The sequence below is a fragment of the Streptomyces sp. NPDC028314 genome, from assembly GCF_055565795.1.
Genome location: NZ_JBVHTP010000012.1, coordinates 112459 through 125390 on the forward strand (window position 1 = coordinate 112459; position 12932 = coordinate 125390).

Annotated in this window: 8 protein-coding genes; 1 reads left to right on the forward strand and 7 read right to left on the reverse strand. The window is 74.3% G+C overall.

The features are described 5' to 3' along the window. The 7 genes from ACZ4TG_RS26520 to ACZ4TG_RS26550 form a co-directional block, all read right to left on the reverse strand. Nucleotides 1-729 carry a PspA/IM30 family protein gene (locus tag ACZ4TG_RS26520; RefSeq protein ID WP_468167047.1) on the reverse strand — a complete coding sequence of 243 codons (729 nt, stop codon included), beginning with the start codon at nucleotides 727-729 and terminating at the stop codon, nucleotides 1-3. 33 nt (nucleotides 730-762) lie between these two features. Continuing rightward, nucleotides 763-2898, reverse strand: a complete 2136-nt coding sequence (locus ACZ4TG_RS26525; protein ID WP_468167049.1) for a TPM domain-containing protein — start codon at nucleotides 2896-2898, stop codon at nucleotides 763-765. 100 nt (nucleotides 2899-2998) lie between these two features. Then, nucleotides 2999-6205, reverse strand: a complete 3207-nt coding sequence (locus ACZ4TG_RS26530) for a serine/threonine-protein kinase (protein ID WP_468167051.1) — start codon at nucleotides 6203-6205, stop codon at nucleotides 2999-3001. A gap of 60 nt (nucleotides 6206-6265) precedes the next feature. Then, complete coding sequence (locus tag ACZ4TG_RS26535) at nucleotides 6266-7039, reverse strand: succinate dehydrogenase/fumarate reductase iron-sulfur subunit (protein ID WP_468167053.1); 774 nt, start codon at nucleotides 7037-7039, stop codon at nucleotides 6266-6268. After that, complete coding sequence (locus ACZ4TG_RS26540) at nucleotides 7036-8955, reverse strand: fumarate reductase/succinate dehydrogenase flavoprotein subunit (RefSeq protein ID WP_468167055.1); 1920 nt, start codon at nucleotides 8953-8955, stop codon at nucleotides 7036-7038. Before ACZ4TG_RS26540 ends, ACZ4TG_RS26535 begins: the two co-directional genes overlap by 4 nt. Nucleotide 8956: 1 nt before the next feature. Next, on the reverse strand, nucleotides 8957-9796 hold the full coding sequence (locus ACZ4TG_RS26545; RefSeq protein WP_468167057.1) for a hypothetical protein: 840 nt from the start codon (nucleotides 9794-9796) through the stop codon (nucleotides 8957-8959). Nucleotides 9797-9907: 111 nt separating this feature from the next. Continuing rightward, nucleotides 9908-10135 carry a hypothetical protein gene (locus tag ACZ4TG_RS26550; RefSeq protein WP_468167059.1) on the reverse strand — a complete coding sequence of 76 codons (228 nt, stop codon included), beginning with the start codon at nucleotides 10133-10135 and terminating at the stop codon, nucleotides 9908-9910. A gap of 361 nt (nucleotides 10136-10496) precedes the next feature. Here ACZ4TG_RS26550 and ACZ4TG_RS26555 point away from each other — a divergent pair, with 361 nt between their 5' ends. Further along, nucleotides 10497-12905 carry an ABC transporter family substrate-binding protein gene (locus tag ACZ4TG_RS26555; RefSeq protein WP_468167061.1) on the forward strand — a complete coding sequence of 803 codons (2409 nt, stop codon included), beginning with the start codon at nucleotides 10497-10499 and terminating at the stop codon, nucleotides 12903-12905. Nucleotides 12906-12932: the final 27 nt, after the last annotated feature.

Sequence of the window (12932 nt, forward strand, 5' to 3'; positions counted from 1 at the left end):
CTAAGCGGCCCTGCCTGCCTTGCCGGTCTTCAGCGCGGCCAGGCGGTCCTCGATCTCCGCGGTCCTGCCGAGGTCGTCGAGGGACTCGAACTGGGCGTCCAGGGTGGAGGCGGCCAGCTCCTGCTTGCCGAGCGCCATCGCCTCCTCGCGCCGGACCTTGTCCTCGAAGCGGTTCAGATCGCTGGTGGGGTCCATCACGTCGATGTTCTTCACCGCGTCCATCATCGTGTTCTGCGCCTGCGCCGTCCTGGCCCGGGCCACCAGCTCGTCGCGCTTCGACGACAGCTCCGTGAGCTTGGTCTTCATCGAGTCCAGGCCGGACTTCAGCTTCTCGACGACCTGCGTCTGCGCGGCGATCGTCGGCTCCGCCGTCTTCGCCTCCTTCTCCGACTGCATCTGCCGGCCGAGGGCGACCTTGGCCAGGTTGTCGAACCTGTCCGCGTCCGCGGCCGAGCCCGCGGCGCGCAGCCCGTCGGCCTTCCTGCTGGCCGCCAGCGCTTTGTCGCCCCACTCCGCGGCCGCCTCCACGTCCTCCTTGTGGTCCGCCTCCAGCATCCGCAGGTTGCCGATCGTGGTGGCGACGGCCTGCTCCGCCTCCGAGATGTTGTTCGTGTAGTCCCGGATCAGCTGGTCCAGCATCTTCTGCGGGTCCTCCGCCTGGTCCAGCAGGGCGTTGATGTTGGCCTTGGCGAGCTGGGTGACGCGGCCGAGGATGGTCTGCTTGCTCATGTGGCTGTTCTCCTGGGTAGAGGTGGGATTCCGTCAGAAGCGGCCGCCGCCGCCCATGCGGCCGCGCGTGCCCCCGCCGCCGAAGGAGCCCGGTCCGTGGCCGCCGCCCCCGCCGCCGAAGGACCCGCCCCCGCCGCCGAAACCGCCCCCGAAACCGCCGCCCCGGCCGCGGCCGCCGCCGAAGAGCTCGCCGAGGATGATCCCGCCGAGCACCGCGCCGCTCATCCCGCCCTGCTGCGGCCGGCCGCCGCCGTACGGGTTCCGGTAGGCCCGTACGTCCTGTTCGGCCAGCTGCTGCGCCTGCCGGGCGAGGGAGTCCGCCTGCTGGGCCTCCGACAGCGCGCCCGCCGGGTCCGAGGCGGTGAGGGCCAGCGAGCGCTCCAGATGCCGCTGCGCCTCCGCGAGCCGGGTCCGGGCCTGGCTGCCGACGGCGCCCCGGCTGGTGGTGACGTAGTCCGCCGCCGCGCCGATCGCGCTGCGGGCCGACAGCAGGGCCTGGTCCAGCAGGGCCACCGCCCGCTGCCGGCCGCTCTCGCGTTCGCGGGCCCCCGCCAGGGCCTCGTCGAGGGCCGCGTCGGCCTCCTCGACGCGGCGCAGCGCGTCGATCGGGTCGTACCGGCCGGCCGCCTGCTCCCGGCGTACGTCGGCCAGTACCGACTCGGCCCGGCCGATCCGGCCGCGCAGGTCCGCCGTCGAGGCTCCCTGCGCGGTACCGGTGAGCAGGCCGTGGGCGTCCGCCAGGTCGGTCTCGGTCTCGGTCAGCGCGCCGGGCAGCTTCCCCGCCGCCTCCGCGAGTTCCCGGGCCCGCCGCTCGACCGCGTCCACCAGGGTCGCCGCCTGGTCGACCGCGCCCTCGGCGGCCCGTACGTGCACGGCCGCCCTGCCGTTGTCGCCGGCACCGAGCGCCGCCCGCGCCTCGCCGAGGCTGGTCGTCGCGAACAGCAGCCGGTCCTTGGCCTGCTCGGGGTTGGCGGAGACCGGGGCGGACGCGGAGTCCGCGTACCGTCCGGTGAGCGCGGTGAGGGTGGCCTCCGCCGTGGTCGTACGGCCGGTCAGCGCGCGGAAGTGCGCCTCCACCGTCTCCAGCGCCTGAGGGGCGTTCTTCTGGAGGTCCCGCAGCCGGTCGAAGTCCGCCGACTCGGCGTCGAGCCGGCGGTTGGCCTCGGTGCAGCGGGCCACGATCTCGTCCAGCATCCGGCGGCGGGTGGCGTCGTCCTCCGGGTAGGCGTCGTCGAGCTGCTGGCGCAGCCGGAAGGCGTGGGTCAGCTCTCCCTTGGCGTACTCCACGGCCCCGGTGAAGGTCCCGACGGCCTCCTCGCCGAACTGGGCCGAGGCGAAGCCGAGTTCCTCCGTGCTGGTGCGGACCGCGTCGTCGGTCTCCACCAGCAGCGCCTTGGCCCTGGCGTCGAGGTCGGGCAGTGCGAGCGGAGCCGCGGCGCCGCCCTGGCCGCCCCAGCCCGGCCGGGCGGTCGTCGTACCGCGCCCGCTGCCGCCCCTGGCGCGCTTGCGGCGGCTGTAGGCGTACGCCCCGAGCGCTCCCGCCGCGCCGACGGCGACCACCGGGAGCACGAAGTCACCGGCGCCGTTCCCGCCGCCCGCGTCCCCTCCGGGGTCCGCGGGGCCGGGGGTGATCGCCGGCACGGGTACGGGCAGCCCGCCGAGGACGGCGTTGTAGCCGTTGGCCGCGCCGATCGCGGCGCCCGCCCAGTCGTTCTGCTTCAGCGCGGGCTCGATCGCGGTCCGGGCGACGGTCGCGAGCTGCTCCTCGGTGAAACCGGAGTCCACGTCGGCCGAGTAGGCGTACTGCCGGGCCCCGGTCGCCACCGCCAGCAGTACGTCGCTCTGGCCGAGGCCGTTCTTCTGCGCCGTGGCGTCCGCCCAGCTCTGCGCGGAGCGCCCGGAGAAGTCGCGTACGTAGGTGACGAAGAGCTGGATCTTCCGGTCGGCGTACAGCTTGTCCAGCGCGGCCGCGACGGCCGGCTGCCGGTCGCCCAGCGCCCCGACGCGGTCGGTGATCTGCCCCTGCTGGTCCAGGGTGACGGGATCGTCGGCCCGCGCGGGCGGCGCCCCGGCCAGGCCCCCGCCGCCGAGCGCGAGCAGCGCGGCGGCGAGGGCGAGGCCGGCCCGTACGGCTTTCGCTGCGGTGGCGCGTCTCTTCGGCGGAGTCACATGTGGGAGCGTATGGGCGGTTTCCCGGCCCCGCACCCGGAGTGATCACCACGAAAGAGCCGCTGGACGGCCCCTGGGAGGCGTCCCTGTGGGACAGCCCTCAGGGCAGCGCGATCGCCGTCAGTTCGGGCAGGGGCAGGACGATGCCGTCGCCGGCCAGGACCGCGGCGCGCACGGCGCCCGCCGAGTTCTCCCAGGACCAGAGCTGCTTCCCGGACACCACGTCCAGCCCGGTCAGGAAGGGCTGGACCGCCCGGCTCAGCAGTCCGCGGCGGCCACCGTGGGCGGCCTTCACGTACAGCACCCCCTCGCGGACGCCCAGCAGTTCGAGGCTGCCGCCCTTCCCGTCGCGCCGGTTGACGGTGCGCTGCCAGCGCACCGCGCCGGTCTCGGCGTCCAGCGCGCTGACGGTGTCCCAGCCGTGCTCCGAGAGGTGCGAGGCCGTGTACACCGTGCCGTCCCCGGCCAGCAGCCCGGCCGAGGACGAGCCCACCTCGAAGTGCCACAGCTGGCGGCCCTCCCGCCGGTGCAGGGCGCGTACGGTGCCCCCGTCCAGCACGTGCACGGGCCCGCCGGGGCGCTGCGGTCCGAGCGGGTACGCGTTGCGCGGCCACGCCCACAGCGGCTGCCCGCCGTCGAGCCGCAGTGCGGTGAGCAGCATCCGGTGCGAGACGACCACGCAGTCCCCGGACAGGGTCAGCTTCGGTGTGCCGCCGCCTTCGAGCGGGAGCCGCCACACCGGCTGACCGTCCGTCCTGGCCAGAGCCGTCAGCTCGCCGCCCGCCACCAGCAGCGCCACGCCCTCGGCCAGGTGCACGGCAGGCCTCCCGGTCCCGGCGTCCGGCAGCTCCCGCCACCAGCGCACCCGGCCGTCCGCCGGCTCCCGGGCCACCAGCCGGCCCCCGGGGCCGTCCTGCGGTTCCACCGTGACGAGGACCAGCCCCGGGTCCGCCGCGCACGACACCCGGGCCGGCCCCGGCAGCGGCGGGGCGAGCACCCCGTCGTCGGCGTACGCGCTCCAGCGCGCGGCCCCCGTACCGGCCTGTACGGAACCCACCTCGGCGCCCGCCCGCCACACCACGCCGTCCCCGACGGGGTACAGGGCGTCCGGACGGGCCCGGGTGTGCCACAGCCGCTCGCCCGGAGCCGGCGCCTCCCGCGGGAGGCGCCGTCGGCGGGTCTCGGCGCTGGCCACCGCCGCCGCACCGGGCGGGGGCGGGGTGCCGGGGTCGGCCGCCGCCTCCGGGAGCCAGGGGGTGCCGGCCGTGCAGTCCCGGGCGATCCACGCCAGCTCCCGGCCGCGCTCGCGGGGCTCGGCCAGCGCCCGGGCCGCCGCCGCCCGCTCCCGGGCGCCCGTCAGGTCCGGACGGGGCCGTGGCGTGCTCGGCCCGCGGGCCGCGGAGAGGGCCTCCCGGGCGGCGGCCAGGGCCTCGACGGCCCCGTCCACCTCCTCGTCGCCGGTGGCGCGGGCGTCCCGGCGCAGGAGGCCCGCCGCCCGGTCGCGCAGCTGCCCGGCCTGGACGTGCGCCCCCTGCTCGGTGTGCCGGGCCGCCCGCTCCCGCAGCTGCGCCGCCCGTTCCGCGGCCAGCTGGGCGTAGGCCCGCTCCGCCTGGGCGAGCGCCCGGGCCGCGCCCTCCGGGTCACCGCCGGCCGTGCGCTCCTCCGCGGCCCGGCACAGCGCCCGGACGCGGCCGCCGCCCAGGGGGATGCGCTCGGCGAGGCGCAGCGCGGTGGGCAGGTCCTGCCGGGCCGCGGCCGTGACCGCCCTCGCCTCGGTGGCCGTACGCAGCGCAGGGGTGCGGATCCGGGACACGTACCGCTCGGCGAGCGCGGGATCGGTGCGGGCGGTGGCCACGGCGGCCCGGGCCAGGATCCCCTCCTCCGACGGGCTGTCGGCGAAGTGCCGCCGGGCCAGTTCGGCGCCGCGCTCGGGGGAGACGGCGGCGAGTTCCTCGGCCACCTTGCGCAGCCGGCCCTCCCGGGTGGGGCCGAACACCGTGAACAGGGCCTGCTGGGCGTCGGTCAGCACCCGCTCGGTGCGCGCCGGGGCGTGCTCCGAGATCCGCCGGGCCAGCCCGGTCAGCAGGCCCGCGACCCGGGCGCCGTCCCCCTCGCCGTCGGTCCACGCCCACAGCTCGGCGTCCGCCAGCAGCCGGCCCGCGAGGCCCGCGTCGAAGCGGGCCGCCGCGTCCGCCGCGAGCGCGAGCCCCTCGGCGCGGTGGTCGGCGGAGCCGGGCGGCAGGGAGTTCAGCGTCTCCTCCGCCTCCAGCAGCAGACCCCGTACGAACTCCAGCCCGGGTTCCCCCGCCGCCCCGCCGGCCCCGTCCACATCCCGCACGCGAGCGCCGACGGGCCCGGCGGCACCCCCGCCGACGGGCCCGCCGCTCCCGGCCCCACTCCCGCCGGCAGGCCCCCCGCTCGCGACGCCGCTTCCGCCGACAGGCCCGCCGCTCCCGCCCGCCGGGCCGCCCGTGGCGGCTCCCCGCAGCGTCCTGGCCACCGCCTCCGCCGACTCCGGGCGGTCCGCCGGGTCCTTCGCCAGCAGCGACCGGACCAGCCCGTCCAGCTCCGGGGCGACCCGCAGCGGCTCCGGCGGGTCCTCGATGTGCCGGCGCATCAGGACCCACGGGCTCTCGCCCGCGGCGGTCCCGGTGCCGAAGGGCGGTGCCCCGCTCAGCAGCGCGTACAGCACGCACCCCAGCGCGTACAGATCGCACCGGGCGTCGACGTGCTCGCCCCGCCACTGCTCGGGAGCCATGTACGGCGGGGTGCCGAACACCCGGCCCGTGACCGTCCAGCCCGCCGTCGCGTCGGAGGAGTGCGCGATGCCGAAGTCGCAGATCTTGAGCCGTCCGCCGGGCAGCAGGAAGAGGTTGCCGGGTTTCAGGTCCCGGTGCACCACGGCCTGCTCGTGCGCGGCGGCCAGCGCCTCGGCCGTCTGCGCGGCCAGCTCCAGCGCGACCGGCACCGGCAGCCCGTCCGGGGAGCGGGCCAGTACCGCGCCCAGGTCCTCGCCGGAGAGCAGCTCCATCACGATGAAGAGCCGCCCGTCCTGCTGCCCCACGTCGTGCACCACCGTGATCCCGGGGTGCTGGAGCCGCGCCCCGATGGTGGCCTCCCGGCGGAACCGGGCGACCACCTCCTCGCCGGTCGCCGCGTCGAGCAGCACCTTCACCGCCACGGCCCGGTCCAGCGACAGGTCGTGCCCGCGCCACACCTCGCCCATGCCGCCCGCACCGAGCCGCTGGTCCAGCCGGTAACGGCCCGCCAGTTGATCCCCCACCCGCACCGCGAAGCCCCCTGACATCACGTCAATGACGTTCTCCCAGGGGGCATTGTCCACGGAGCGGGTGACCGGCCGGGGCGGCTACGGCTCCGAGCGCCGGCGGATCTTGTTCCCCAGCCAGACCAGGGGGTCGTACTTGCGGTCCACCGCCCGCTCCTTCAGCGGGATCAGCGCATTGTCGGTGATCTTGATGCCCTCGGGGCAGACCTCCGTACAGCACTTGGTGATGTTGCAGTAGCCGAGCCCGTGTTCCTCCTGGGCGGTGCGCTTGCGGTCCAGGCCCGCCTCACCGGCCGCATCCAGCGGGTGCATGTCCAGCTCCGCGACCCGCATCAGGAAGCGGGGACCGGCGAAGGCGGCCTTGTTCTCCTCGTGGTCGCGCACCACGTGGCAGGTGTCCTGGCACAGGAAGCACTCGATGCACTTGCGGAACTCCTGCGAGCGCTCCACGTCCACCTGCTGCATCCGGTACTCGCCCGGCGCCACCCCCTCCGGCGGTACGAAGGCCGGCACCTCCCGGGCCTTGCGGTAGTTGAAGGAGACGTCCGTGACCAGGTCCCGGACCACCGGGAACGCCCGCAGCGGGGTGATCGTGACCGTCTCCTCGCGGGTGAAGGTCGACATGCGGGTCATGCACATCAGCCGCGGCCGGCCGTTGACCTCCGCGCTGCAGGAGCCGCACTTGCCCGCCTTGCAGTTCCAGCGGACCGCGAGGTCCGGGGCCTGCGTGGCCTGGAGCCGGTGGACGATGTCCAGGACCACCTCGCCGTCGTGCACCTCGACGGTGAAGTCCCTCAGCGATCCGCCCTCCGCGTCGCCCCGCCAGATCCGGAAGCGGGCGTCGTAGTCACTCACTCGTAGAGCTCCTCTTCGGAGAGGTACTTGACCAGCTCGTCCTTCTCGAAGAGCGCGAGCAGGTCGGGGCGGATGGGTTCGGTGCGGACCCGCGTGAGGCCGATCCGGTCGGCGGCGGGATCGGCGGGCACCGGATCCACCGGCCGGCACAGCAGGTTCACCGGCCGCCAGTCCCGCTCCATCGCCGGGCAGTCCTCGCGGGTGTGGCCGCCGCGGCTCTCCGTACGCTCCAGGGCAGCGCGGGCCACGCACTCGCTGACCAGCAGCATGTTCCGCAGGTCCAGCGCCAGGTGCCAGCCCGGGTTGAACTGCCGGTGCCCCTCGACCCCGGCGCGGGCGGCCCGTACGCGCAGCCCCGCGAGCTTCTCCAGCGCCTCGGCCATCTCGCCCTCCCGGCGGATGATCCCGACCAGGTCGTTCATGGTCGTCTGGAGCTCCTGGTGGAGCGTGTACGGGTTCTCCGCGCCCTCGTCGGCGTGGAAGGGGGCCAGTGCCTCCGTGGCGGCCGAGTCGATCTCCGCCTGGGACACGGCGGGCAGCGCGCCGCCGAGGCCGGCCGCGTACTGCGCCGCGTGCAGCCCGGCCCGCCTGCCGAAGACCAGCAGGTCGGACAGGGAGTTGCCGCCCAGCCGGTTCGAGCCGTGCATACCGCCCGCGACCTCACCGGCGGCGAAGAGCCCCGGCACCCCGAGGGTGGCCGCGGTGTCGGACTCCACCGCGATCCCGCCCATCACGTAGTGGCAGGTCGGGCCGACCTCCATGGGCTCCGCGGTGATGTCCACGTCCGCCAGCTCCTTGAACTGGTGGTACATCGACGGCAGCCGCCGCTTGATCTTCTCGGCCGGCATCCGCGTGGACACGTCCAGGAAGACCCCGCCGTGCGGGGAGCCGCGGCCGGCCTTGACCTCGGAGTTGATGGCCCGGGCCACCTCGTCGCGGGGCAGCAGCTCGGGCGGGCGCCGGTTGTGGTCCGGGTCCTCGTACCAGCGGTCGCCCTCCTCCTCGGACTCCGCGTACTTCTCCTTGAAGACGTCCGGGACGTAGTCGAACATGAACCGCTTGCCCTCGCTGTTGCGCAGCACCCCGCCGTCGCCGCGCACCGACTCGGTGACGAGGATGCCCTTCACCGAGGGCGGCCAGACCATGCCGGTCGGGTGGAACTGCACGAACTCCATGTTCAGCAGCGGAGCGCCCGCGAGCAGCGCCAGCGCGTGGCCGTCGCCCGTGTACTCCCACGAGTTGGAGGTGGTCTTGAAGGACTTGCCGATGCCGCCCGTGGCCAGGACCACCGCGGGGGCCTCCAGGACGAAGAAGCGGCCCGACTCGCGCTCGTAGCAGAAGGCCCCCGAGACCCGCTGCCCCTCAGGGGGACCGTGATCCTTCAGGACCCTGGTGACCGTGCACTCCTGGAAGACCTTGAGCCGGGCCTCGTAGTCCCCGTACTCCTTGAAGTCCTCCTGCTGGAGCTGGACGATCTTCTGCTGGAGGGTGCGGATCAGCTCCAGCCCGGTCCGGTCGCCCACGTGCGCGAGCCGCGGGTACTCGTGCCCGCCGAAATTGCGCTGGGAGATCTTCCCGTCGGGCGTCCGGTCGAAGAGCGCGCCCCAGGTCTCCAGCTCCCAGACCCGGTCCGGGGCCTCCTTGGCGTGCAGCTCGGCCATCCGCCACTGGTTGAGGAACTTGCCCCCGCGCATCGTGTCGCGGAAGTGCACCTGCCAGTTGTCGCCCTCGTTGACGTTGCCCATGGAGGCGGCGATCCCGCCCTCCGCCATCACCGTGTGGGCCTTGCCGAAGAGGGACTTGCAGATCACGGCCGTACGGGCGCCCCGTTCGCGGGCCTCGATCGCGGCCCGCAGTCCGGCACCGCCCGCCCCGACCACGACCACGTCCCACTGCTGCCGGTCGACTTGAGCCATGTCAGAAGATCCTCGGGTCGGTGAAGGCGCCGCTGGCCAGCAGGTAGACGTAGAAGTCGCAGGCGGCCACGCTGACCAGTGAGGCCCACGCCAGCTGCATGTGACGGGTGTTGAGCCTGCTCACCCAGCCCCACAGCCGGTAGCGCACCGGATGCCTGGAGAAGTGCCTGAGGCGGCCGCCCATGATGTGCCGGCAGGAGTGGCACGACAGCGTGTAGGCCCAGATCAGCACGATGTTGACGAGGAAGATCAGCGTCCCGAGGCCCATGTGGCCCCACTCGTACCGGTCGTTGCGGAAGGTCAGCGCCGTGTCGTAGGTGAGGATGCCCGCCACCGGCACCGCCGCGTAGAAGAAGTAGCGGTGCACGTTCTGCAGGATCAGCGGGAAGCGGGTCTCGCCCGTGTACGAGGCGTGCGGCTCGGCGACGGCGCAGGCGGGCGGCGAGGCCCAGAAGCCGCGGTAGTAGGCCTTGCGGTAGTAGTAGCAGGTCAGCCGGAAGCCGAGCGGGAAGATCAGGATCAGCAGGGCGGGGGAGAGGCCCCACCAGCTGCCGAAGAGGTCCAGGTTGGGGCCGCCGCGCATCGTCTCGCAGTTCTCCGCCAGACAGGGGGAGTAGAAGGGCGAGACGTACGGGGCCGCGTAGTAGTCGGCGTTGGAGAAGGCCCGCCAGGTCGAGTAGACGATGAAGGCGAGCAGCCCGGCCGCGGTGCCGGCGGGCGACAGCCACCACCGGTCGGTCCGCAGGTGCCGGGCCGCGATCGCGGCTCTGGAGGGTCCGTTGACGCCGCCGGCCCGCTGCGGGGACCGGGAAGGGGGTGGCAAGTCCGTGCCTGTGGCCAATGGGGACTCCGGGTGGAGTGATGAGGGGTGGCCCGGCAGACCCAGCCGCGGTGGGCGGCTGGGTCCGGTGGGTGTGCGCGGGGGTACGCCGGGTGGTGCGGGGGCGCGGGGTCAGGGGGCCCGGCGGTCGCGGGCGCCGAGGCCCTCGTCGTCGGTGTCCGTCCACAGCGCGTTGTCGTACGGGGTGTCCGGGATGGTCACCATCCGGGACGGATCCGGCGCCGCGGGCCGGCCGGCCCCGGGTTTCTGCTGGGCCGCCTGCTTCTCCAGCCGCTCGACCTTGCGGGCGAGCTCGTCGAGGTTGCGTCGTACGGCGGTCAAATCATCTTGCAGGGACATGACTTGCCCTCACTTCCGCAGGTGCGGTGGCAACGCTCATGGGCGCCTGCGAGTGTCGCGCCTCACGTCCCCGGTTGTGAAGGGACGTGCAGCGATTGCGGGCGCGCAGGCGCGATCTGTGCGCCCCTCCCTGCACCCATTTTCATCCCTCTTACGGGGGAACGCGCGCTGACACCGCAAGTGGGATTGGTCCGCACGGGTGGGGTTCGCGGCGTGGCGTGGGTCTGCTGCGGGGGACCCGGTGGGCCGTCCTTTTCAGTGGGTTTCGACACCCAGTGTGATCAGCTCCATATACCGCCAAATGTGATCAAGCACCCCCCGTGTTCCCGCACCCCCACGCCCCGCCCCGGAGGTACCACCCATGACCCAGAGAAGGCGCAGGTCCTTGGCGCTCCTGACCTCGGGAGTCCTCGCACTGCCGCTCCTCACGGGCTGCGGCGCGGGTGATGACGACGGCGGCCCGGCCGCGGCGGGCCAGGACATCGCGACGACGGCCCGGGACCAGGTCGCCGACGGCGGTGTGCTGCGCTGGGCCGTGGACACCCTCCCGGGGACCCTGAACGCCTTCCAGGCCGACGCGGACGCCACCACCACCCGGATCGCCGGGGCGGTGCTGCCGCAGCTGTTCGTCCTGGACGGCAAGGGGCGGCCGGTGGCCAACCCGGACTATCTGGAGAAGGCCGAGGTCGTCGAGCGGGAGCCCAAGCAGGTCGTCCTGTACAAGCTGAACCAGCAGGCGGTGTGGAGCGACGGCCGCGAGATCGGCGCCGCCGACTTCGTGGCGCAGTGGCGGGCCCTGAACGGCAAGGACTCGGCGTACTGGACCGCCCGCAACGCCGGCTACGAGCGGATCGAGAAGATCGAGCGCGGCAAGACCGACCTGGAGGTCAAGGTCACCTTCGCCAAGCCGTACGCGGACTGGCGCTCCCTCTTCAGCCCGCTCTACCCGAAGCAGGTCACCGGCACCCCGGAGGCCTTCAACGAAGGGGCCCGGGGCACCCTCAAGGTGACCGCCGGACCCTTCAACCTCGGGGCCGTCGACAAGAAGACCGGCACCGCCGCGCTGACCCGCAACGCGCGCTGGTGGGGCCGGCCCGCCAAGCTGGACACCCTGGTCCTGACGGCCGTGCCCCGCGCCGACCGCCCGGCCGCCCTGGCCGCCGGCAAGGTGGACATGGCGGAGGTCGACCGCGCGGGCGCCGACCGGATCGCCCTCGCCCACCGCGACGCCGGCCAGACCTCCGGGGACCACGGCGCGCACGGGCCCGGCGCCTCGGTGACGGCCGCCCAGGCGACCCTGTCCTGGGCGCTGGCCTTCGGCGCGGACGAGGGCAAGGCCGCGGAGGAGCAGGAGACCCGCCGCAAGAACGCGGAGGCGGTGAAGAAGTACGCCGACGAGCAGGCGGCCCTGCGCGCCTTCACGGTCCGCAAGTCCCTGGAGCCGGCCTACACGCAGCTCGCCCTGAACGGCGCCTCCGGCCCCCTCGCCGACGAACGGGTCCGGCGGGCGGTGGCCCGGGCCCTGGACCGCAAGGCGCTGGCCGAAATCGTACTGAAGCCGCTCGGCCTGCCCGCGAAGCCGGTCGGAAGCCACCTGGCGCTGGCCGGGCAGGCCGCGTACGCGGACAACAGCGACGCCATCGGCGGCCAGGACACCCAGGCGGCCCAGGCCCTGCTGGCCGACGCGGGCTGGCAGCGGGGCGGCAAGCTGACCGAGCCCGCCGGCACCAAGGCGGGCCCCGAGGGCGAGCAGGCCGAGGCGCTCAACGACGACGGCAAGACCCCGTCGGGCCCGGGCACCGGCAACGACGGCCTCTACATCGTGGGCCAGGACGACGGGCGCAACAGCGACGGCAAGGCGTCGGCACCGGCGCGCAGGCCCGGCGACCGCGAGGCCCCCGGGGGCCTGACCGGCGCGGGGCTCCCGGGTGGGGTGGGCCTGCCCGAGGGCCTCTACCGCCCGGACGGGGAGATCGTCGACGCCGACGCCTTCGCCCCCGGGGCCGCCGAGGGCGAGCCCTCCCCGGTGCTGGCGCCGGCTCCGCTGGCGGCCCAGCAGGAGAAGGCCCTGCTGGCGCAGGCCGAGGCGCTCGACGACGGCAAGCGCGCCCCGGCGCAGGTCGGCGAGGAGTCGGAGGACGGCAAGGAGCCGGCGAAGCCCAGCCCGGCCCCGGCCAAGCACGTCCGTACCTCCGGCAGCATGCTCGCCAAGGACGGCAAGCCCCTCACCCTGCGCTTCGTCCTGCCGTCCGGTCCGGGCGCGGAGTCCCTGCGGACGGTCGGCGAGCGGATCGCGCAGATGCTGCAGAAGGTCGGAGTGAACACCGAGCTGACCAAGGTCGCGGACGAGAGCTTCTTCAAGGACCACATCGCCTCGGGCCAGTACGACCTGGCCCTGTACTCCTGGCCCGCGACGGCCTTCCCGGCCACGGACGCCCGGCCCATCTTCGCCAAGCCCGAGCCGGCCGCCGACGGCTCCCTCCTCGTCGAACAGAACTACACCCGCGTGGGCACCGACCACATCGACCAGCTCTTCGACCAGGCGGCCGGCGAGCTGGACGAGGAACAGTCCCGCGAGCTGATGCGCAAGGCCGACGCCCGGATCTGGGCCGCCGCCGGTTCCATCCCGCTCTACCAGCGCCCCGAGCTGGTGGCGGTGAAGCCGAGCCTGGTCAACGCCGGCGCCTTCGGCCTCGGTGCCCCCCGCTTCCAGGACATCGGCTGGAAGAAGCCCGCACCGGCCAAGGGCGCGGACGGGAAGAAGAAGTAGGGCGGGCGGGAGAAGAAGTGGTGACAA